The following is a 22,089-nucleotide window of genomic DNA, read 5'->3' as shown; positions in this document are numbered from 1 at the left end:
TGCGAGCGACGTGGTCAAGCGCTGGCGGCGCACGATCAGACGCCTGCCGGAGCGCGCGTGTGCCAGTCGGTCGCGCGCTGGAACGCGTCGGCCACTTGCAGCAGGCGGGCTTCGTCGAAGTAGTTGCCGATCAGTTGCAGGCCGACCGGACGCGCATCGCGCCCCGCGCCGACCGGCAGGCTCATCCCCGGCAAACCAGCCAGGCTGACCGACAGCGTGTAGATGTCCGCCAGGTACATCTGCACCGGATCGGCGCTCTTCTCGCCGAGGTTCCATGCGACGGACGGCGCCACCGGCCCCATGATGACGTCGCACTGCGCGAACGCATTCTGGAAGTCCTGCGCGATCAAACGGCGAATCTTCTGCGCCTGCAGGTAGTAAGCGTCGTAGTAGCCGTGCGAGAGCACGTACGCGCCCACCAGAATGCGGCGTTTGACTTCGGTGCCGAAGCCTTCGGCACGCGACTTCTTGTACATGTCGAGCAGATCGCGGTACTCGGCCGCGCGGTGACCGTACCGCACGCCGTCGAAACGCGACAGGTTCGACGAGGCTTCGGCCGGTGCCAACACGTAGTACACGGGAATCGACAGTTCGGTCTTCGGCAGCGACACCGGCACGCGCACGGCGCCAAGCGTCTCGAACTCACGCAACGCGTTGTCGATGGCTTCGCGCACGTCGGCGTCGAGGCCTTCACCGAAGTACTCGGCCGGCAAGCCGATGCGCAGACCGGCCAACGGCTTGTCGGACGTTGCGCCGTCGAGCGGCTTGCCCAGACCGCGCGAGAAGTCTTCGTCGGCGCGCTCCAGGCTGGTCGAGTCACGTTCGTCGAAACCCGCCATGCCGTTGAGCATCCATGCGCAATCCGCCGCGCTATGACCGAACGGGCCGCCCTGGTCGAGCGACGAAGCGAACGCGATCATGCCGTAACGCGACACGCGGCCATACGTCGGCTTGATGCCGGTCACGCCGCAGAACGCCGCCGGCTGACGGATCGAGCCACCGGTGTCGGTCCCGGTGGCGACCGGCGCGAGACGCGCGGCCACCGCGGCAGCCGACCCGCCCGACGAACCGCCGGGCACGGCGCGCGTGTCCCACGGGTTCTTCACCGGGCCGTAATACGAGTTTTCGTTCGACGAGCCCATGGCGAACTCGTCCATATTGGTCTTGCCCAGCGTGACCATGCCCGCGTGCGCCAGACGCTCGACGACGGCGGCGTCGTACGGACTGACGTAGTTCTCGAGCATGCGAGAGCCAGCGGTGCTGCGCCAGCCGCGCGTGACGAATACGTCCTTGTGCGCGACGGGAATGCCCAGCAACGGCCGGTTCGCGCCCTCGCCTGCGGCGATGCGCGCGTCGGCGGCACGGGCTTGCGCGAGGCTCGCTTCGGCGTCGACGTGCACGAACGCGTTCAGATCGGCGGCCCCGGCAATGCGGTCCAGATAGTGCTGCGTCAGCTCGACGCTCGAGACGCGCTTGGCGTCGAGCGCGGCGCGCAAATCCTGCAAATGAATCAGATCTTGTTCCATGGTGGCGGCTGTGCGTTATAGCGCATGAAGGCATGAGGACATGCGGGGCGCCGAGGGCGCGCGGCAATCCGTTGCGCGAGCGTCCGGCGCGCCGGACACGGTCATCGCGCAACGGGCCGGACTCATTCGATGACCTTCGGCACCAGATAGAGGCCGTCCTGGACGGCGGGCGCGGGACGCTGATTGGCCTCGCGATCGACCTGCTCGGTCACCGCGTCGGTGCGCAGGCGCTGGGCGACGGCCTGAATTTGCTCGATCGGATGCGCCAGCGGGGCGACGTCCTTCGTGTCGACCGATTGCATCTGCTCGACGAGCGCGAAGAAGCCGTTCAGCTCCTTTTCCATGTGAGCCGCCTCGTCATCGGCCAGCTCGAGACGCGCGAGGTGGGCGATGCGTTTGACGTCTGAGAGATTCAAAGCCATGAAGAAATCCCGAAAAAGTGCGCATTGGAGAGCAGCCGGGTGCATGCCTGACGCCAAAATTAGGGCCAGAATGCGGAGAATGTGCGGACGGCGTTGGGCTCGTCCGCCGTTTTACTCCGTGCACCGGGCTGCGCAGGAGGGCTGGCGCGCCGTGCCACAAGGCTCCCGGCGGGCGCACCGGGGGCGTCGAATGGGGTGTCAACGTGCTCGTTTTTCCTGCAAAACCTGCGAAATTATAAGGTATCATTGCGCATTAAATTTGCGTCGGAGCGTGTTTTTGCACCCTTCGCCGCTGTCGCGCAGGTGGGCCACGGCCAGTCCGAGGGGCGCGACAGACGTTCGCGCAGTCCATTGGAAGACCCTGACGCGACGGATGGATAACGGCAGCCCCGCCTCCTGCCCGGTACCGCATTCCTCGGTTTGTCCGCACGTTTCGCGAGCCGCCGCGTGGCGCCTGGCGATTTTTTTTGCGAACAGGCCGGAACCCAGATGACAGGCCGCCGTCCCAGTCACATCCATTGGGACGGCCTCACGCAGACACAGGATTTTGCATGTTCGGTTTTCTTCGAAGCTATTTCTCCAACGACCTGGCCATTGACCTGGGCACCGCCAACACGCTCATCTACATGCGCGGCAAGGGCGTCGTGCTCGACGAACCGTCGGTCGTCGCCATTCGCCAGGAAGGCGGCCCGAGCGGCAAGAAGACGATTCAAGCCGTCGGCAAGGAAGCCAAGCAGATGCTTGGCAAGGTGCCGGGCAACATCGAGGCGATTCGCCCGATGAAGGACGGCGTGATCGCCGACTTCACCGTGACCGAGCAGATGATCAAGCAGTTCATCAAGATGGCTCACGAGTCGCGCCTGTTCTCGCCGTCGCCGCGCATCATCATCTGCGTGCCGTGCGGCTCGACCCAGGTCGAGCGCCGCGCCATCAAGGAAGCCGCACACGGCGCGGGCGCCTCGCAGGTGTATCTGATCGAAGAGCCGATGGCCGCGGCCATCGGTGCCGGCCTGCCGGTCTCGGAAGCCACGGGCTCGATGGTCGTCGACATCGGCGGCGGCACGACCGAGGTGGGCGTGATCTCGCTGGGCGGTATCGTCTACAAGGGATCGGTACGTGTCGGTGGCGACAAGTTCGACGAAGCCATCGTCAACTACATCCGCCGCAACTACGGCATGCTGATCGGCGAACAGACCGCCGAAGCGATCAAGAAGGAAATCGGCTCGGCCTTCCCGGGTTCCGAAGTCAAGGAAATGGAAGTCAAGGGCCGCAACCTCTCCGAAGGGATTCCGCGCGCCTTCACCATTTCGAGCAACGAAATCCTCGAAGCGCTGACCGATCCGCTCAACCAGATCGTGTCGTCGGTGAAGATCGCCCTCGAACAAACGCCGCCGGAACTCGGCGCCGACATCGCCGAGCGCGGCATGATGCTCACGGGCGGCGGCGCGCTGCTGCGCGATCTCGACCGTCTGCTCGCCGAAGAAACCGGCCTGCCGGTGCTGGTCGCCGAAGACCCGCTCACCTGCGTGGTGCGTGGCTCGGGCATGGCGCTCGAGCGCATGGACAAGCTCGGCAGCATTTTCTCTTACGAGTAAGCCAACGTGCGTGGTTCGTCGTCCGGCGCGGTGGGGCCATCCCTTCCCCCCTCGCCCGACACGACGGGCCACGCAGCAAGACCATGCGCACGGAGCTTGTCGTCATGCTGTTCCGTCGCACCCGACTGACACCATTCGCGCACCGCGGCGCCTCGCTGCGCGTGCTCCCCTGAAGGGCCCACCATGCAGTACAGTCCGCCGCCACTGTTCAAACAGGGACCGTCGGCGTTGGCCCGGCTAATCTGTTTCGTCGCGCTCGCCATCGGCCTGCTCGTGGTCGACTCGCACTACAACACGCTGGAACGGGTTCGGGCCGTTGTCGGCACCGCCCTGTATCCGGTGCAACGCATGATGCTGTTGCCGCGCGACGCCATTCTCGGCGTGGCGGGCTTCTTCTCGACCGAATCGCAACTCTCGGGCGAGAACCGGGCGCTTCTCGCGCAAAACCTCGAGCTCTCCGTGCAGGCCCAACGCAATAACCAGTTGACCGCCGAGAACGAACATCTGCGCCAGATGCTCGCCTTGCGCGAGCGCCTGCCCGTGCCGAGCATTCCCGCCGAGATCGAGTACGACACACGCGACCCGTTCACGCAGCGCGTGGTCATCGATCGCGGCACAAAGCATGGCGTGAAGCTCGGTGCCCCGGTGGTCACGGAACAGGGTCTGCTCGGTCAGGTCTCGCGCGTCTTCCTGCTGCAAAGCGAAGTCACGCTGCTCACCGACAAGGAGCAAGCCGTGCCCGTGCAAGTCACGCGCAGCGGTGTGCATAGCGTGATCTACGGCGGGCTGCGCGGCAACGTGCTGGACCTGCGCTTCATTCCGCTGTCGGCCGACGTCAAGGTCGGCGACGAAATCGCCACGAGCGGCCTGGACGGCATCTACCCCGCCGGCCTGCCCGTGGCCCGCATCACCAAGGTCGACCGCGTATCCGACACCGCGTTCGCGCGCATTCTGTGTCAGCCGGTGGCCAATCTGCGCAGCCAGCGTCAGGTGCTGGTGCTGCAATACACCACGCCGCTCGCCCTGCATCCGGACGCCGCCGCCGATCTCGCGCGTGCGTCCGATCCGTCGGCAAGCGGCGAGAAGCCCGGCCAGAAGGGCGGCACGCGCGCCGATCCGAAGCGCGCCCCGGCCGCCCGCAAGGGTCATTGAGGAATCGACATGTCACGACCGCAATACATTCTGCTGCCGGTCAATCCGTACTTCATCGCGATCAGTCTCGTGGTGGCGTTTCTGGTCAACCTGATGCCGTGGGGCCACGCCCCCGCCATGCCCGACTTCGTCGCGCTGGTGTTGATGTTCTGGAACATCCACCAGCCGCGCAAGGTGGGCATGGGCGTGGCGTTCCTCGTTGGCCTGCTCATGGACGTGCACAACGCCGGCCTGCTGGGCGAGCACGCGCTCGCTTACACGTTGCTTTCGTACGGCGCTATCATGATTCACCGCCGCGTCCTGTTTTTTACGCTGCTGGGTCAGGCGCTGACGGTGCTGCCGTTGCTGTTGCTCGCGCACGTGGTGCCATTCATCATTCGTCTGGCGACCGGTGCGGCGTTTCCGGGCTGGTGGCCGCTCGCGGCGGGGTTTGTCGAAGCCCTGCTCTGGCCGGTGATCAGTATCCTGTTGCTGGCGCCGCAGAAGCGCGCCGTCGACCGCGACGACACGCGTCCGATCTGATGGGCCCCGTCCCCACCCGATCGCGCCACCGAGCCCTGCTTGCATGACCGAGTTCAAGAATCCCCAGCAACAACTGCAGACGTTTCATCTGCGGATCACGGCGGCTGCATTTTTCGTGCTGATCTGCTTTGGCCTGCTCGGCGTACGCTTCGTCTACCTGCAGGTCTTCCGCCATAGCCAGTACGCGCTGCAAGCCGACGAAAATCGCGTCTCGCTCGCACCGATCGTGCCCAACCGGGGCGTGATCATGGATCGCAACGGCGTGGTGCTCGCGCGTAATTATTCTGCTTACACGCTGGAAATCACGCCATCGAAGATCGGCCGTCCGCTGGAAGATCTCATCACCGATCTGTCCGACGTGATCGAGATCACGCCGCGCGACCGCGCCCGCTTCAAGAAGCTCATGGACGACAGCAAGAGCTTCGAGAGCCTGCCGATCCGCACGCGCCTGACCGACGAGGAAGTCGCACGCTTCACCGCGCAGCGCTTCCGCTTTCCCGGCGTGGACGTGCACGCGCGGCTCTTCCGTCAGTACCCGCTGGGCGAAACCGCCGCGCACGTGATCGGCTACATCGGCCGGATCTCGCAGCGCGATCGCCAGCGGATCGAGGCGATGAGCGAAGAGAACGACAGCGACAGCGCCAAGTACGACATCCGCCGCGACGTCAACAATTACAAGGGCACCGATTACATCGGCAAGATCGGCGTCGAGCAGAGCTACGAGACGCAGCTCCACGGCATCACCGGTTTCGAGGAAATCGAAGTCACCGCCGGTGGCCGCCCGGTGCGCACGATCTCGCGCACCCCGGCCACGCCGGGCGACAACCTGGTGCTGTCGCTCGACATCAAGCTCCAGGAAGTCGCCGAGCAAGCCTTCGCTGGCCGGCGCGGCGCGGTCGTCGCCATCGAGCCGAAAACGGGCGACGTGCTCGCGTTCGTATCGGCGCCGAGCTTCGATCCGAACATGTTCGTCGAAGGCATCGACCAGCAGAACTGGGACGCGCTGAACAACTCGCCCGACCGACCGCTGCTCAATCGTCCGTTGCGCGGCACGTATCCGATCGGCTCGACGTACAAGCCGTTCATGGCGCTCGCCGCGCTCGAACTGGGCAAGCGCACCACGAGCTGGGGTTTCCAGGACACCGGCGCGTTCACCCTCGGCAACCATACGTTCCGCAACGACGTGCGCAACGGCCAGGGCTGGATCGACATGTACCGCTCGATCGTGGTCTCGAACGACACCTATTACTACATGCTCGCGCACGATATGGGCGTGAATGCGATTCATGACTTCATGGCGCCGCTCGGCTTCGGTCAGTTGACGGGTATCGACATCGAAGGCGAGGCGCGCGGCATTCTGCCGTCGACCGAATGGAAGCGCAAGGCGTACAAGAAGCCCGCGCAGCAGAAATGGTACGACGGCGAAACGGTCAGCCTGGGCATTGGACAAGGCTACAACTCGTTCACGATCCTGCAACTGGCGCACGCCACTGCCACGCTGGCCAACAATGGCGTGGTGATGAAGCCTCACCTCGTGAAAGCCATCGAGGATCCTGTCACGCACACACGCCAGCTCACCGTGCCGCACGAAAGCGCACGGCTACCCTATAAGCAGGCGGACATCGATTTCGTCAAACGCGCGATGGTCGGGGTGATCAAGGAAGGCACAGGCCGTCAGGCGTTCGCGGGCGCACCGTACGAGGCCGGTGGCAAAACCGGTACAGCGCAGGTCTACTCGCTCGGCAAGAACGAGAAGTACAACCACAACGCTATCCCCGAATTCAAACGCGATCACGCCTTGTTCATCGCGTTCGCCCCCGCCGACGATCCGAAGATCGCCGTCGCGCTGATCGTCGAGAACGCGGGATGGGGCGGCGCACAAGCCGGTCCGGTCGCGCGCCGTCTGCTCGATTACTACCTCGTCGACGAGCCGAAGGAGCGCGCCGCCGAAGCCGCGGCGTTGCAAGCGGGCGCATCGGGTCCGGGGCGGCATCGGGCGTCTCGGCCGTGTCCGCCGCACCCGATGCCGCACCCGCCAGCGCTGCCGAACTGAGCGGCCGCACGACCGTGGCACGCGTCGCCCCGGTCGCGTCAAACGCGACGGCGAGCGTATCGCGTAGCGCCGACGGCAAGGCTTCCGCTGCCGGTGCACCGAAGCCCGCCCCGGCGCCGCATCGTCAGCCGGCCGTGAGTCCGACTGTCGCCGACGAAGCTCGCCATCGCGCGGCCATTCGCGCGCAAGGAGGAACGCCATGATGGCGCTCGACAAACATACGTGGAAACAGCAGGTGAAGCGCCTGTTCGTCGGTTTCGACAGGCCCCTGGCGCTGATCGTCTTCCTGCTGTTGTGCGTGGGACTGGTCACGCTCTATAGCGCCAGTATCGATGTGCCCGGGCGCGTCGAAGACCAGGTGCGCAACATCGTGCTGACGTTCATTCTGATGTGGCTGCTGGCGATGCTGCCGACGCAGACCCTGATGAAGTTCGCGGTGCCGCTCTATACGGCCGGTGTAGCACTGCTCATTGCGGTCGCGATGTTCGGGCTGACGAAGAAAGGGGCGAAGCGCTGGCTGAACGTGGGGATGGTGATCCAGCCGTCCGAGATCATGAAGATCGCCATGCCGCTGATGCTGGCGTGGTACTTCCAGAAGCGCGAAGGCAATATTCGCTGGTTCGACTACCTGGTCGCCATGGTGTTGCTCGGCTTGCCCGTGGGGCTGATCGCCAAACAGCCTGACCTCGGTACTGGCCTGCTGGTGGCCGCCGCCGGACTTTACGTGATTTATCTGGCCGGGCTGTCGTGGAAGCTCATTCTGCCGGTACTCGTCGCTGTCGTGATCGGCATCGGCACCGTTCTGGCCGTGCAGGACAAGATCTGTCAGCCGGGGGTCGAATGGTACTTCCTGCACGACTACCAGAAGCATCGTGTGTGCACGCTGCTGGACCCAACGTCGGATCCGCTCGGCAAGGGCTTCCACACGATCCAGTCGGTCATTGCCATCGGCTCGGGCGGCACAACCGGCAAGGGCTGGCTCAAGGGAACGCAGGCCCACCTCGAGTTCATTCCCGAGAAGCACACCGACTTTATTTTCGCGGTGTTCGCCGAAGAGTTCGGGCTGATCGGCGAAGCCGTTCTGCTGGTGCTGTATCTGCTGCTGGTCGCGCGCGGGCTGGTGATCGCGGCCTCCGGCGCCACCTTGTTCGGGCGCCTGTTGGCAGGGTCCGTCACGATGATCTTCTTCACCTACGCCTTCGTGAACATGGGCATGGTGAGCGGCATTCTGCCGGTGGTCGGCGTTCCGCTTCCGTTCATGAGCTACGGCGGCACCGCGCTGGTGACGCTCGGCCTGGGGATCGGCATTCTGATGAGCGTGGCGCGCGAGAAGCGCCTGATGCAAAGCTGACGGTCCGGCGCGCTGCGCCGACAAGACAGACGGCAGGAGCAGGGGCATCACTCTGCGCCCTGCCGTTTTTTTGCCTGTGCGAACCCCGGCGGCTAACGGGCCGGCACAGGGGACAGGGCGGGCGCGGCCCCCCGATTCATCGCATCGAGCTTGCCTTGGGCGGCCACGTCGCCCTGGGCGGCGGCCTTTTCGTACCATAGACGCGCACGTCCGAGATCCGGCGTCACGACGCCATAGCCCCGCTCGTAGTAGCTCGCCACGATGTACTGCGACGGCAGATCGCCCCCGCGTGCGGCTTTCTCGTACCAACCAAACGCCGTCTTGTAATCCTTGGGCACGCCGCGCCCGATGAAATACTCGTTGGCGATGGCCGCCTGCGCCTGCACATGGCCCTGCTTCGCCGCTTTTTCGTACCAGAGATTGGCCTGGGGAATCGATTTGCCGACGACGTAGCCGTCGTCGAACATCTTGCCGTAGACGTACTGTGCCTGGGTCATGCCTGCGTTCGCGGCGCGCTCGAGCCACTGCACGGCGCCGCTCGGATCGGGCGTGCCGCCCTCGCCGTTGAGCAGCATCATGGCGTAGTCGAATTGGGCAAGACGATTGCCCTGCTCGGCCGCCCGGCGAAACTCGCCGAGTGCCTGCGACTGCTGGCCCGCCTCATAGTGCTGCACGGCCTGATCGGTCAGCCCCTGGGCCGGGGCTTGCGCGGCGGCTACCGCATAAGGAATCGGCTGGCAGGCCGCTCCCACCAACGTGGCGGCAAGACCGCTGAGCAGCCGGCGCATGGTGTAAGACGTCGACATCGCGAACCTCCTGAGACTGGCTTTGGACGTATTGTGCGCCAAATGGAAAAGACGCGCCGGGGCCGCGTGCCGGCGCCGGTTTCGCCGTCGCCTTGACCATCGAGATCGCGTTGGCCAATGCAAAAGCCCCGGCATCGCGCCAGGGCTTGGATCGGGGGCAAGACGTCCGACTTATGGCTTGATGTACGCGTAACCCTTCTGCTGCAAGCGCGTGATTTCGACGACACCGGACGGCGTGAAGTCCGCGTCGAGCACAAACTGATCCTTCTTCAGGTTGCGCTGCTTCATCGTGATTTCACACACCTCGAACTTGACGCCGCGCGCATGCAACGCCGCGATCAGCGGTCCGACGGTCGCGGCATCCTTGTAACTTTCCATCAGGAAGTCGACCCCCTTCGCGTGCGCGACGACCACGATGTCGGTATCCGGCACCGTGTCGAGCTGGTTGCGAACGTTGCGCAAAGCGGCCAGCGCCTGTTGCTCGGCGTCGTTGATGTGATACACGACCTTGTCGCGCGCGAATGCCTGTGTGGCAGGCACGGCGAATGCCGCGAACAGGAATGCGGCCAGCAAGCCGCGCAGCAGCGTCTTCATTGCGGAGTCTCCTATTGGTTACGTGGTGTCAGCCGCATCATAGCGCGTTGGCCCGCCCCAGGGCATCGCTCGGGCCCGGCGCGCCGGGCGTCACATCCCGCACCGAATACGGCGGCGGCGCCTCCCATGCCGCGTCGGTCTGCGTCGCGGCGTCGGAACATACTCCCCGTTGCTCTCGCGCCGGCACGGGCAACCGCGCATGGCCTGTGGGTGCCGAACTCACAAAATGCGCGCGGAAATCGCCATGATCGAGCGGCGGTGCGCTTGGCTGCCGCTGCGGGAGAACGGCAGCCACCGGGCGATTCGCCACCTGGTCCAGGGAATGCAGATTGCCGTGTGAATCTCGTCGCCGCATCGCGACAAGCCGCACGACGGTCTGCACGTTCTGCGCAATGACGTCGCTGCCCGCTGAAATTTTTGCCATGCCAACTCCTGAAATGAAAAAACCCGCCAGACTCAAGATCTGGCGGGTTGGCACTTTCGGTCAGGTGGCCACCGTCCGCCGTCGAATTTGCCGGCGGGAGTGTCGAATTCGTGGCGGCGTGGGCGTCATCCCAGCGACGGGACGCGGCATCAACGATGACCGCACAAGCGTCTAAGCGTATTACGCCGTGACTTCCGACCAGCAGTTCGGCGTTTCGTACAAACGCAGGCGCACCAAGCGCAAGTCGCGGCCGTAATGCGCGTCAAAGACGTGGCTCAGCGTCTCGAAGGCCGTCGCCGCCAGATTCTCGACAGTCGGCACCCGGTCGAAGACCACCGTCTTGTGGTCGGGCATCGTCTCGAGAAAATTGCGCACGGCCGTGTCGCCCTCATAAACGAGGAACGCGTGGTCCCACACCGACACGAGATGCTCGTTGGCCAGCGCCTTCACGTCGGCGAAGTCCATCACCATGCCATTGTCGGATGCACCGCTCTCGCGGCTCACTTCGCCCGCGAGCGTGATCTCGAGCACATAACGATGCCCGTGCAGATTGCGGCACTGGCTTCGGTGGTCGGGAATGCGGTGGCCCGCATCGAATTCGAGTTTCCGGGTAATCGTAATCACGGCAACGGCTCAGGGAATATTCAGGTATTTGTGCGTCTGCATCGACAACGACCAGCGCGGATGCGCTTTGCAATAGTCGATCGCCAGCTTCGTATTAGTGTCGCGCAGCGGTCCGTCCATCGGCTGGAGGTAGAAGTACTGGAAATCTAGCGCTTCGTACTCAGCCAGACGTTGGCGATCTTGCGGCACCACAACTTTCAGCTCATCGCCGCGCGTGACGATCAGCTCGGCATCGGCTTTCGGGCTCACGCACACCCAGTCGATCCCCTCGGGATCGCTTGCGTGCCGTTGGTCTCCACCGCGATGCGAAAGCCCTCGGCGTGCAGCGCGTCGATGAGCGGCGCGTCGAGCTGCAGCAGCGGCTCACCGCCCGTGCACACGACGAACCGGTGGGCGAGGTCGCCCGCCGGCCACAACGCCACGATCTGCGCGACGAGATCGGCCGGCGTACGGTACTTGCCGCCATTCTCGCCGTCGGTGCCGATGAAGTCAGTGTCGCAGAACTGGCAGACGGCGTCCGCGCGGTCCTCTTCGCGGCCGGTCCACAGGTTGCATCCTGCAAACCGACAGAACACCGCCGGACGTCCGGCGTTGGCCCCCTCGCCCTGCAAGGTGTAGAAGATTTCCTTTACCGCGTACGTCATGATGCTCTCGATTCTCCCAGGATCAGACCGCGCCGCGATCCTGATCGTGACCGCGTGCGCGCCACTGCTCGAAACCGCGCTGGCGCAACTGGCAGGCCGGACATTCGCCGCATCCGTAACCCCACGCATGCAGCACGCTGCGCTCGCCCAGATAGCACGTGTGCGTATCTTCGCGCACGGTCTCGACCAGCGCGTCGCCGCCCAGATCCTGCGCCATCTGCCACGTGTCGGCCTTGTCGATCCACATCAGCGGCGTCTCGACGATAAAGCGCTGGTCCATGCCCAGATTGAGCGCGACCTGCAGCGCTTTCATGGTGTCGTCACGGCAATCGGGGTAGCCCGAAAAATCCGTCTCGCACATGCCGCCGACCAGCACGCGCAAACCGCGTCGATACGCAATGGTCGCACCAATCGTCAGGAACAGCAGATTCCGGCCCGGCACGAAGGTATTCGGCAGATGATTCGCGGCCATCGCGATCGTGGTCTCACGCGTGAGCGACGTCTCGCTGATCTGGCCCAGGATCGACAGGTCGATCATGTGGTCGTCGCCCAGACGCGGCGACCACTGCGGAAAACGCCCGCGCAGCTTGGCCAGCACATCGGTGCGGCACTCCAGCTCCACGCGGTGGCGCTGGCCGTAATCGAAGCCCAGCGTCTCGACGCGCGCATAGCGCGACAGCGCCCACGCGAGGCAGGTAGTCGAATCCTGTCCACCGGAGAACAGGACCAGAGCGGAATCAGTGCTTGTCGTCATGATCATGCGCTAGCAGTATCGCCCTCGCCGTCAGGACGACGGGGGCCGGGGCACGCGCTTGCGGCCGCCCCTCGGGCAGCCCGCGTGCGGGATAGGTCACGCGATTGTGAACCGCGACGCCTGGCATGGCTATCGTCAGGGCGTGATACCCATCATCGGGCAGCGTTTTCGTTCAAACGCAAAAAGGGCTTGCGATGTACGCAAGCCCTTCGAATTTGGTGGCCTGGGTCGGAATCGAACCAACGACACGCGGATTTTCAATCCGCTGCTCTACCAACTGAGCTACCGGGCCAAGAGAAAGCGATTATAGAGACTGCCGACGCTTCGCGCAAGCCCTTCGTTGAAAAATCCGCTGGAAAGCGGCGTCGCGGCGCACTCGGGCGCGCCGCACCTCCGTCATGTCTTGCTCTTCGAGAGTTCCACGCCCAGTTGCTTGAGCTTGCGATACAGGTGCGTGCGCTCCAGGCCCGTTTTCTCGGCCACGCGCGTCATGCTGCCGTGCTCCTTGGCCAGATGGTAGGCGAAGTAGGCACGCTCGAACGCATCGCGCGCCTCGCGCAACGGAACGTCGAACGAGATGTCGCCCGACATGCCCACCACCGCCCCCGCGACGCCGCCATCGAGATCGTGTGCACCGAGCGGCGCGTGATGCACCGCCGAGCCGTTCAGGCCCCCGCCGACGTGGCGCGGTTCGCTCTCGCCGAAGACGCCCGCGTCAGGCGCATCGTCGTCCGCGGCAAACGCGCTGGGCGCGGCGCCGGACGGATCGCGTTTGCCGCGCGCGAGCCCCTGCTCCACCGCCTGCAACAGTTTCTGCAGGGCAATGGGCTTTTCGAGGAAATTGAGGGCACCGATCTTGGTCGCCTCGACGGCGGTATCGATCGTGGCGTGGCCCGACATCATGATCACGGGCATCGTCAACAACTGCTGCGCCGCCCATTCCTTGAGCAAGGTTACGCCGTCGGTATCGGGCATCCAGATATCGAGCAGCACGAGATCGGGCGTGTGCGCGGCGCGAAAGGCGCGCGCTTCCTGCGCGTTCTCCGCGACCTCCACGACATGCCCCTCGTCGCTCAGAATCTCGGAGAGCAGCTCCCGGATCCCCATTTCGTCATCCACCACCAAAATGGTTGCCATTTACGCTACCTTCGTGTGTTCTGCCGGCTTGTTGCGCGACAGTTCCTGGTCGTCAGCCAATTGAGTAAACAAGATCGAAATCTGTGCGCCTGCGCTGCCTTCGCCCTCGGGTAATGGCCGGTTGCGAATGTCGATGCGCGCCTGATGCTCGTCGATGATTTTCTTGACCATCGCCAGTCCGAGCCCGGTGCCCTTCGACTTCGTGGTCACGTAGGGCTCGAATGCGCGGGTCAGAATGCGCGCCGGGAACCCCGGCCCGTTGTCCGTGATCGTCAAGCGCACTGCCGTGCGTTTCGGTTCGCCGGGATGCACATCCGTTCCTGCGTATTCTACTGTCTTCGTTTCCACCGTGATAAGCGGCTTTTCGGTTGCGCTGACGGCATCTTGAGCATTCTGCAGCAGATTATGAATAACTTGGCGCAATTGCGTCGAGTCGCCGCGTATCGCCGGCAGGTCCGCGTCCAGATTCGGACGAATCGCGCCGCGCCCTTCATCCACCCCGTATAACGTCAGCACCTCGCCGATCAACTCGTTGAGTTGCAGCGAATGCATGATCGCCGGCGGCAGTCGCGCGTAGTCGCGGAAATCGTCGACCATGCGCTTCATGGCCGCCACCTGGTTGACGATGGTCGTCGCGCCCCGGCGCAACACCTCGGCATCGGCCGGCGGCAACTTGTCGGACAATTTCATTTGCAGCCGCTCGGCGGAGAGCTGGATCGGTGTGAGCGGGTTCTTGATCTCGTGTGCCAGGCGCCGCGCCACCTCGGCCCACGCGACCGAACGCTGCGCCGAAATCACATCGCTGATATCGTCGAACACCACGACGTAGCCACCGCCCGCACGCGTCGGCACGCCCGCCACCGCGACCATCGGCTCAGGCAAATGCGAACCGCGCACGAGCAGCGTCACGGCATCGGTCTCGCCCGGCAGCGTCAGACCGATCTGCTGCTGCCAGTGCCCGCCCGGGCCGAGATCGGCGTTCGCATCGCGATCGGCGAACGCGCGACGCAGCGTCTCACCAAACTCCACCAACGCCGGAATATGCGCAGGCGAGCGGTTCAGCTCACCCTGCAAGCTCTGCTTGAAGATGCGTTCGGCGCCGGCGTTGGCCGTCGTCAGGCGGAAGTCGCGATCGAAAACGAATACGCCGGCCGTGAGGCTCGACAGAATACTCTCCAAGTGTGCCTTCGAGCTTTCAAGCGCCAGCCGATTGCGCTCGACCGTGGCGCGCGCGTCGGACAACTGACGCGTCATGGCATTGAACGCCTGCGTCAGGAAGCCCAGTTCGTCGTTGGTGCGCATTTCCCCTTTCGGGGACAAATCGCCTGCCGCGACTTCCTGCGTGCCGCGTGCCAGCAGGAAGAGCGGCCGCGCGAGCTGGTTGCCGAGTGCCAGGGCGAGCATCATCGCCACGAACGTGGCGAGGAACAGCGACAGAGTCAACGTGCCGATATACATCTTGCGCAGGCCCGTGCGGCCCAGCGCCTTTTCCTGGTATTCGCGATAGGCGCTCTGCACCGCCTCGGCGTTCTGCGCAAGATTGGCCGGCACCAGTTGGGTGACTTGCAGGAAACGCTCTTCGTCTTGCAATGACGACGTGTACCCGGACGGAATGCGGATCACCACGCGCCAGCGCAATTGATCTCGTGCCTGATGCTTGTCGTAGCCCTCGCTGCCGCCTTCGATGGCCGTATAGCCGCGCGATTGCGTGCGCGCCTGACGCAACATGAGCGGCGTCGGCAAATCCGGCACCAGCGCATTGAAGCTGCCAGACGCCGACGCGAGCACACGCCCGTTGCCGTCGACGATGGTGGCGTCTTGCAGGCCGAACTGGTCACGCATGCGCAGCAGCGCGAGCGTTCCCCCCTTGTCGCCGCTCGACGCGAGGTTATCGGCGACGAGTTGCGCCTTGGCGCTGAGGTCCGACAGACCGTTGTTGAGGATGGCGCGTCCGAGTTCGAGTCCGGAGTCGAGCGCCGTCTCGACGCGCACGTCGAACCACGACTCGATGCTGCGCGAGACGAACTGCAGCGACACCAGATAGATGATGCCGCCCGGCAGCACCCCCACCAGCGCGAAGAAGATGGCCAGCTTGGCGAGAAGTCGCGTGCCGAAGCGGCGCTCGCGCAGCCGCGCAAGAATGATCCAGACGAGCGCACCGACGATGAAGACGAAGATGATCGCCACCGCGATGTTCGCGGTGTAGAGCAGCGAATAGTAGCGATCGAAGAATTCGGTATTGGCCGATGCCAGCGCAAGCAGGCCGAACAGCCCGATGGCGACGAGCGCCATCGTGACGATCAGTGTGCGAATGACGATGCGCTTGAGCAGGCCGCCGCCGTTATTTGACACGGGCGACTCCGGGCGGCAGCGCCGCGCTGAAGGCAAGTGGCAAATGGCCCCTCAGACGGAACGCATGATTCGCGGGGTCGAGCGCCGTGCTCGTCGCCACGGACGGGAGCGCCGGGACGCTGGCCGCCGCCGACGATGGCGCGGGCGAGAACATGAAGCGCGCCCAGTCGGAGCTGAGATTCCAGTCGCGATTGTTGACGGCGTCGATCTGGAACGGCTTGGGCATCAGCGCATTGTCGAGCCGCATGCGTACCGAGGCCTGATATTGCGTGCCCGGTTTGACGACGCCCTTCTCGATGACGCGCCAACCGCTTACATTGCGCACGAGCGCGAGCGCCTCGCCCAACGAGCCGAAGCCAAGCTGCAATCCGCTGTTGCTGCTGTTGCCGCTATTGCTGGAGACGCGATACTGACGCGTGAGCGGCTGGAACCACAACCGCACGCTCTGCGACGTGGTCACGACCTTCTCGTCGAACCAGTACCAGCGAGAGCGAGTGAGTTCGAAGTCGGTTGTGAAATAGAGCGAGATACCGCGATTGACCGCGTCCTCCAGGCTGCTGTTGAGCTCGAAGGCAAAGCGCGCGTCGAGCAACCAGCCGCCCTCGGACGGCTCAAGCCGCGCTTCGCGCACCTGGATGTCATTTTCGGCACGCGCGGGCGCAGCGAAGCCGAGCGCAAAAACGCACAGCAGCAGCGGCAGCAAACTGGCCAGTAGCCGTTGGGAAAAGGTCACCGTTTCTGGAAGCGAGCGTAATAGAAGCCGTCGTGGGCGCCGCCAGGGGTCATCAGCAATTGCCCGGGAGCGTCCAATCGTACCGCATCTGTGCGAATACGTTCAAACCATTGCGCTTGCTGCTCATTTTCCGCCGGGAAGATCGAGCACGTTGCATAGATCAACTCGCCCCCACGGCCAACGTGTCCCAGAGCGCCAGCAAAATGCGCCGCTGCTCTTCGACCAGGGCCGCAATGTCGGCCCGGCGACGCAGCCAGCGAATATCCGGATGACGCCGCACGATGCCGGACGCCGAACACGGCACGTCCGCCAGAATGCGATCGAACGGCACGCCGTCCCAGCCGCCGCCGGACCACTTCGACGGCGTGCCGGCGTCGCCGATGCGCACGTCCGCACTGAGTCCCAGACGCTCCAGGTTTTCGTAGATACGCGGCACGCGCAGGCGATCCGACTCGAGCGCCGTGACCTGCACGTCGGCCATTTCCAGCAAATGGCCGGTCTTGCCGCCGGGGGCCGCGCACGCGTCCAGCACCTTCATGCCGGCACGCGCAGACTCGCCCAGCACGAGCGGCGCGGCCAGTTGTGCCCCGGCGTCCTGCACCGACACCCATCCGTCGGCAAAACCCGGCAAACGGTCCACCGGCACGGCTTGCGCGAGCCGCAACGCGACCGGACCGATGATCTCGGCATCCATGCCCGCCGCCGCCAGACTTGCCTGCATGGCGGCCACACTGACGCGACGTGTGTTCACGCGCAGCGTCATCGGCCCGCGGCTGTCGCCGGCGGCAAGCAACGTCTCCCATTGATCGGGATAGCCTGCGCGCACGGTGTCGATCCACCACGCGGGGTAGTTCCAGCGGGCTTCGGGCTGCTTCGCGATCTCGGCCATCAGGCGCTCGCGCTCGCGCAGAAAGCGACGCAGTACAGCGTTGGCCAACCCCTTCGCCGCGACGGTGCGACGCTGCACGGCAATCGCCTCCACGGCCTGGTCGACGACCGTAAATTCGGTGTACGCAGCATCCTCGGCGGCGTCTTGCAGCAACGCCAATGCGCACAGCAGGATGTCGCGCACGCGCGCTTGCAGTGCGGGCTTGACGAGCAAGGCGAGCAACGCGCGGCTGCTGCCCAGCCGGCGCACGGCGCGGTAAGCGAGATCCTGTGCGGCGGCCCGCACGGTCGGTGCGCATTGCGTGGTGGCCTGGGCCAGCGCTTGCGGCAATGCGGTGCCCTTCTGGACGGATTCGAGGGCCTGCGCGGCGCGCTGCAGCGCATAGGCCAGGGATTCGGTGGGCAGACTCGATTGCGGCATGGGCTTTCTACAAACGAACATGCCCGCGCGACGGCGGGCATGGGAGATATCGGACGGCTGTCGGGCCACAGAATAGCAGACTGACGCCCCGCCTGACGGCGGCGTGCGTGCCGCCGGGCGAGGCCGTGGCGAGCGAGGTCAGTCCTCACTAGCGTGCGCGCGGCACGCTCGGTCAGGCCGGATACTGCCCGGTGCGCGCCATCTCCATCAGTCGGGCGACGCGCTCTTCGGTCGCCGGGTGTGTCGAGAACAGATTCGCGATCGCGCCGCCGGACAGCGGGTTCATGATCATCATCTGCGCCGTGGCCGGATGCTGCTCGGCCGCCTCGAACGGAATACCCTGCGCATAACGATGAATCTTGTCGAGCGCCATCGCCAGCGACTGCGGGTCGCCGGAGATTTCCGCGCCGCCGCGGTCCGCCTCGAATTCACGGGCACGCGAAATCGCCATCTGGATCAGCGAGGCGGCCAACGGCGCGAGAATCGCCACGGCAATGCTCGCGATCGGATTGGCGGGACGGCCGTTCTCGTCGCGCCCACCGAAGAACATGGCGAAGTTGGCGAGCGCCGAAATCGCACCGGCCATCGTGGCGGAAATCGTCGAAATGAGAATGTCGCGATGCTTCACGTGCGCCAGCTCATGCGCCATCACGCCGCGCAGCTCTCGATCGGAGAGCACACGCAAAATGCCGGTCGTGGCCGCCACGGCGGCGTGTTCCGGACTGCGGCCGGTCGCGAACGCGTTGGGCGCGTCCTCGTTGATCAGGTAGACCTTCGGCATTGGCAGCCCGGCGCGCTGCGACAACTCGCGCACCATGTTGTAAAACTGCGGTGCGCTCGTCTCGTCGACTTGCTGCGCGTTGTACATGCGCAGCACCATCTTGTCCGAGAACCAGTACGAAAAGAAATTCATCGCCAGCGCGAACGCCAGCGCGAGCATCATGCCCTGCCTGCCGCCGATCATGCCGCCCACCACCATGAACAACGCGGTGATGGCCGCCATCAGCAGGGTGGTCTTCATCCAATTGAACATGGTGTTCTCCTCTGCAAATCTTGATGACCCGAGGAAACCACGCACTTTGCGTGTCCTCGGGCGTTAGATGGTGCCGGTCGTCAAAAATTCAACGGCAGCGGCGTTCGCATCGATACTTTTCAGACGTTCGCTGAAATTTCCCGCCGATTCCGTGACGTTTTACGACTTTTCCGTACGGTTTCAATGACCAGAACGGTCGATTCGGTCGATATTACTGCGCCGGCGGGTGGCCTGCCGCGAAAACGTCGCCGGGCGCCAGTGCGAACCCCGCGAGGAATTCACGTACCGGCAGACGTTTGCCGCCCGGCTTCTGGCACTCGGTCACCTGAAGCGCGCCCGCCCCGCACGCGACGACGATTGCGTCGGCGCTCACGTCGAGAACGGTGCCGGGGGCAGCCCCCGGATTGCCCGCCACGGCGCACGCGCGCCACAGCTTGACCGGGGTGTCGTGCACTGTGCCGAGCGCCCCCGGGAAAGGATCGAACGCCCGGACCTGGCGCGCCAGTCCCTCGGCGGGTTTGCGCCAGTCGAGCACCGCTTCCTGCTTGGCGATCTTTTCCGCGTAGGTCACCCCGGTCTCGGGCTGGGCAACACTCGGCAGATGCCCATCGCGCGCGAGCTGACGCAAGGCGTCGACGATCAACTTGCCGCCAAGCGCCGCCATGCGGTCGTGCAGCGTCGCCGTGGTGTCGTCCGGTCGGATGGGCTCGGCCTCGCGCAGAATCATCGCGCCGGTGTCGAGGCCGGCGTCCATCTGCATGATAGTGATGCCGGTCTCGGCGTCGCCCGCCTCGATGGCACGATGAATCGGTGCCGCACCGCGCCAGCGCGGCAACAGCGAGCCGTGGATGTTCAGGCACCCGTATCGAGGCAGATCGAGCACTTCCTGCGGCAGGATCAAGCCGTAAGCGGCCACGACCATGACATCGGGTGCCAGCGCACGCAGTTGTTCGATGGCTGCCGCGGCTTCCTCCGCAAACTTGCCGTTACGGCGTAGCGACGACGGCTGCGACACCGGCATGCCGTGCGTCTGGGCGTACCGTTTGACCGGACTGGCGTGCAGCTTCATGCCGCGACCGGCCGGACGATCCGGCTGAGTGAGCACCAACTCGACAGGGAAGTCAGCGGCGTCGATGGCGGCAAGCGCGGTTTGTGCGAATTCCGGCGTGCCGGCGAAGACGATGCGAAGCGTCATGACGAACTTCCTTGTGCTGAACGCGATAACTTACTTGACGGTGCCGGCGGCGGACGCGGCCACCGCGGTCGAAGGCGCCACGAAGGCGCGGAAGCGCTCATTGGTATCGCCTGCACGGCCGCCCTGCCAGATCTCGCGCCAGCCGTCCGGCGCGGGGATGCGCGCATTGGCCTTGTCGAGCACCAGCAACACGTCGCAGCGCGACGCATCTGCCAGATCCGGAAGCTGTACCGGACGCACGTCGATGAAATAGTCGAGCATGGCGCGCTCCGACTCGCCGACGTTGAACGACCCGACGCATCGGGTCGCCAATGGCGTGCCATGTGGCGCCGCATGGGCAAGCGACTCACGCAGTTCGTCGAACGGCGTGCGGTAGCTGCGCGCCTCGTTGATCCAGGGCAGCAACAGCGTGGAAAGCGTTCCCCAGACGAACATCAGCCCGGCGAAACCGAAGACCAGGGCACCGAGCCGACGGCGGTGCACGATGGCACTCACCCACAACGCGGCGACGCCAACCGCCGCGAGCACCAGTCCCGGCGAGAACGGCAGCACGTAATCGAGGGCAGCCACTTGCCGATCGGGCCCGCGGCGACGTGCCCGTTCCCGGTCAGTTGCAGCCCCAACGCACCCAGAGGAACAGTCCCAGCGCACTCATGAGCACGAGCGCCACGCCCGACCACGCCTTCTCGAGCCACGTCGGCAAGCGTGCGTTCGCACCCAGCACCGCGATAGCCGGAAAGAGCGGCAGCATATAGATGTCGCGAATGGCCGACGACGCGACGAGTGTCGCCACGAACAAGCCGGCGTACAGCCAGAGCATGGCCTGCTCCGGAAAATCGATCACGTACCGCCGTAACCCGCCGCCCTGTCGCAGTTGCGCGATCAGCGCGCCAAGCGCGAGCCAGCCCGCCGGGAAGGTCAGCCCGATCAGGCTCGCGAAATCGCTCCCATAGGTCGTGCGTTCCCCGCCGAGATGGACAAAGCCGAAGAACCGGCCGAAGTTGTTATCCAGAACCACTCAATGAAAAGCGGCTCGGAGGCATGCCAGAACAACGCAGGCCAGATCACCAGCCACGGCAGCGACGCCAGCACCGCCCAGCCGAGCGCGCCCGCATAGCGGCGCGTGCGATACGCCGGCACGGCGAGCACGACCAGTGCGGTGAGACCCAGCACACCGGGCACCAGCAGGCCCTTGCTCAGAAAGGCAATACCGGCGCCCGTGCCGAACAAGAGTCCCCACAAGCGCGACGAGTTCTCTGCCTTGGCCAGACGGGCCAGCGCCGCCAGCGCGAGCGCGGCGCCTGCAAGTTGCGGCACATCCGCCGTCAGTTTGTGAATGTTCTCGATGGCCCCGAAGCTGCCGACCATGAGCATGGGCGCGAGCCAGTTGAACGTGTCTGTATTGTGCGTATCCGCAGCGCCGTAGAGGCGTTGCGCCAGCCGGCCGACACAGATCACCGCAATGACCAGCCAGGCGAGCACCGCGAGCTGGGCCGCATCGAAGACCGGCAGCACACCGGACGCCAGCCGAGCGAAGAACGCCCCGGTCCAGTACATCACGGGGGGCTTCTCCACGAACGGATCGGCGGCCACGTGCGGCACGACGAGATCGTGGCCGCGAAAGAAGTTGAGCACCATGCCGACGGAATACGGCTCGTCGGCTTTCCAGGGGTCGCGGTCGAACAGGCCCGCCAGCAGGAAGGCAAACAGGAGCGCGGCGCTCAGCCAGTAGATCGTGCGGGTGCGGGAAGACGACGAAGCGATGGCGATGGACATCTCGGCAAACAGTCGGGAGTTGGCCCGACGGCGGACGTTCGATGACGCCCCGTCGCAGCGGCAGAAAGCGGACACACGCGCCCGCGA

18 protein-coding genes, 1 tRNA gene and 4 pseudogenes are annotated in these 22,089 nt (G+C 64.9%); 5 read left to right on the top strand and 18 right to left on the bottom strand.

What is annotated here, in order from left to right; all coding sequences use genetic code 11:
* Positions 1-35 precede the first annotated feature (35 nt).
* On the bottom strand, positions 36-1,526 hold the full coding sequence (gene gatA / locus DRB87_RS01020; protein ID WP_130024535.1) for an Asp-tRNA(Asn)/Glu-tRNA(Gln) amidotransferase subunit GatA: 1,491 nt from the start codon (positions 1,524-1,526) through the stop codon (positions 36-38).
* A gap of 122 nt (positions 1,527-1,648) precedes the next feature.
* Complete coding sequence (gene gatC / locus DRB87_RS01015) at positions 1,649-1,948, bottom strand: Asp-tRNA(Asn)/Glu-tRNA(Gln) amidotransferase subunit GatC (protein WP_130024534.1); 300 nt, start codon at positions 1,946-1,948, stop codon at positions 1,649-1,651.
* A 551-nt stretch (positions 1,949-2,499) separates the two neighbouring features.
* Here gatC and DRB87_RS01010 point away from each other — a divergent pair.
* From DRB87_RS01010 to rodA, 5 genes and pseudogenes are all read left to right on the top strand, one after another.
* Positions 2,500-3,543 (top strand): rod shape-determining protein, encoded by a 1,044-nt coding sequence (locus DRB87_RS01010; protein ID WP_010805637.1) that lies wholly within the window; start codon positions 2,500-2,502, stop codon positions 3,541-3,543.
* A gap of 183 nt (positions 3,544-3,726) precedes the next feature.
* Positions 3,727-4,695, top strand: a complete 969-nt coding sequence (gene mreC / locus DRB87_RS01005) for a rod shape-determining protein MreC (RefSeq protein ID WP_017231544.1) — start codon at positions 3,727-3,729, stop codon at positions 4,693-4,695.
* A gap of 9 nt (positions 4,696-4,704) precedes the next feature.
* Positions 4,705-5,217 carry a rod shape-determining protein MreD gene (gene mreD, locus DRB87_RS01000; protein WP_130024533.1) on the top strand — a complete coding sequence of 171 codons (513 nt, stop codon included), beginning with the start codon at positions 4,705-4,707 and terminating at the stop codon, positions 5,215-5,217.
* Between the two features lie 43 nt (positions 5,218-5,260).
* Positions 5,261-7,473: pseudogene (gene mrdA / locus DRB87_RS00995) on the top strand (penicillin-binding protein 2).
* On the top strand, positions 7,473-8,621 hold the full coding sequence (gene rodA, locus DRB87_RS00985; RefSeq protein WP_017231975.1) for a rod shape-determining protein RodA: 1,149 nt from the start codon (positions 7,473-7,475) through the stop codon (positions 8,619-8,621). Before mrdA ends, rodA begins: the two are co-directional and overlap by 1 nt.
* Before the next feature lie 92 nt (positions 8,622-8,713).
* On the opposite strand, the gene DRB87_RS00980 is transcribed toward rodA, so the two are convergent.
* The 16 genes and pseudogenes from DRB87_RS00980 to DRB87_RS00905 form a co-directional block, all read right to left on the bottom strand.
* Complete coding sequence (locus tag DRB87_RS00980; protein ID WP_130024530.1) at positions 8,714-9,427, bottom strand: tetratricopeptide repeat protein; 714 nt, start codon at positions 9,425-9,427, stop codon at positions 8,714-8,716.
* Positions 9,428-9,598: 171 nt separating this feature from the next.
* Complete coding sequence (locus DRB87_RS00975) at positions 9,599-10,021, bottom strand: DsrE family protein (RefSeq protein ID WP_130024529.1); 423 nt, start codon at positions 10,019-10,021, stop codon at positions 9,599-9,601.
* 37 nt (positions 10,022-10,058) lie between these two features.
* A complete protein-coding gene (locus DRB87_RS00970) occupies positions 10,059-10,481 on the bottom strand; it encodes a hypothetical protein (RefSeq protein ID WP_130024528.1) in 423 nt (140 codons plus the stop codon).
* A gap of 144 nt (positions 10,482-10,625) precedes the next feature.
* Positions 10,626-11,069: a 6-carboxytetrahydropterin synthase QueD gene (gene queD / locus DRB87_RS00965; protein ID WP_130024527.1), complete on the bottom strand. Its 444-nt coding sequence runs from the start codon at positions 11,067-11,069 to the stop codon at positions 10,626-10,628.
* 9 nt (positions 11,070-11,078) lie between these two features.
* Positions 11,079-11,713 (bottom strand): annotated as a pseudogene (gene queE / locus DRB87_RS00960) (7-carboxy-7-deazaguanine synthase).
* A gap of 22 nt (positions 11,714-11,735) precedes the next feature.
* Positions 11,736-12,473 (bottom strand): 7-cyano-7-deazaguanine synthase QueC, encoded by a 738-nt coding sequence (queC, locus tag DRB87_RS00955; RefSeq protein WP_130024526.1) that lies wholly within the window; start codon positions 12,471-12,473, stop codon positions 11,736-11,738.
* 210 nt (positions 12,474-12,683) lie between these two features.
* Positions 12,684-12,759 (bottom strand) — tRNA-Phe (locus DRB87_RS00950).
* Positions 12,760-12,863: 104 nt separating this feature from the next.
* The gene (locus DRB87_RS00945; protein WP_130024525.1) at positions 12,864-13,604 is read right to left on the bottom strand and encodes a response regulator; all 741 of its coding nucleotides are present in this window, start codon (positions 13,602-13,604) and stop codon (positions 12,864-12,866) included.
* Positions 13,605-15,896 (bottom strand): PAS domain-containing sensor histidine kinase, encoded by a 2,292-nt coding sequence (locus DRB87_RS00940; RefSeq protein WP_281352549.1) that lies wholly within the window; start codon positions 15,894-15,896, stop codon positions 13,605-13,607.
* Between the two features lie 199 nt (positions 15,897-16,095).
* A pseudogene (locus DRB87_RS00935) lies at positions 16,096-16,689 on the bottom strand (DUF4390 domain-containing protein); the annotation flags it as partial.
* A pseudogene (gene rsmB, locus DRB87_RS00930) lies at positions 16,686-17,998 on the bottom strand (16S rRNA (cytosine(967)-C(5))-methyltransferase RsmB). The pseudogenes rsmB and DRB87_RS00935, both read right to left, overlap by 4 nt.
* A gap of 172 nt (positions 17,999-18,170) precedes the next feature.
* On the bottom strand, positions 18,171-19,031 hold the full coding sequence (gene htpX / locus DRB87_RS00925; RefSeq protein WP_130024522.1) for a zinc metalloprotease HtpX: 861 nt from the start codon (positions 19,029-19,031) through the stop codon (positions 18,171-18,173).
* 211 nt (positions 19,032-19,242) lie between these two features.
* Positions 19,243-20,226, bottom strand: a complete 984-nt coding sequence (gene fmt, locus DRB87_RS00920; protein ID WP_130024521.1) for a methionyl-tRNA formyltransferase — start codon at positions 20,224-20,226, stop codon at positions 19,243-19,245.
* A 30-nt stretch (positions 20,227-20,256) separates the two neighbouring features.
* Positions 20,257-20,796 carry a hypothetical protein gene (locus tag DRB87_RS00915; RefSeq protein ID WP_130024520.1) on the bottom strand — a complete coding sequence of 180 codons (540 nt, stop codon included), beginning with the start codon at positions 20,794-20,796 and terminating at the stop codon, positions 20,257-20,259.
* A gap of 37 nt (positions 20,797-20,833) precedes the next feature.
* A complete protein-coding gene (locus DRB87_RS00910) occupies positions 20,834-21,244 on the bottom strand; it encodes a hypothetical protein (protein WP_130024519.1) in 411 nt (136 codons plus the stop codon).
* Positions 21,154-22,002: a glycosyltransferase family 39 protein gene (locus DRB87_RS00905; RefSeq protein WP_130024518.1), complete on the bottom strand. Its 849-nt coding sequence runs from the start codon at positions 22,000-22,002 to the stop codon at positions 21,154-21,156. Before DRB87_RS00905 ends, DRB87_RS00910 begins: the two co-directional genes overlap by 91 nt.
* Positions 22,003-22,089: the final 87 nt, after the last annotated feature.

This window comes from Pandoraea sp. XY-2 (assembly GCF_004193915.1).
Lineage (GTDB): Bacteria > Pseudomonadota > Gammaproteobacteria > Burkholderiales > Burkholderiaceae > Pandoraea > Pandoraea cepalis.
Note: the sequence above shows the minus strand (reverse complement) of the source record. Positions and strands in the feature narration are given on the sequence as shown.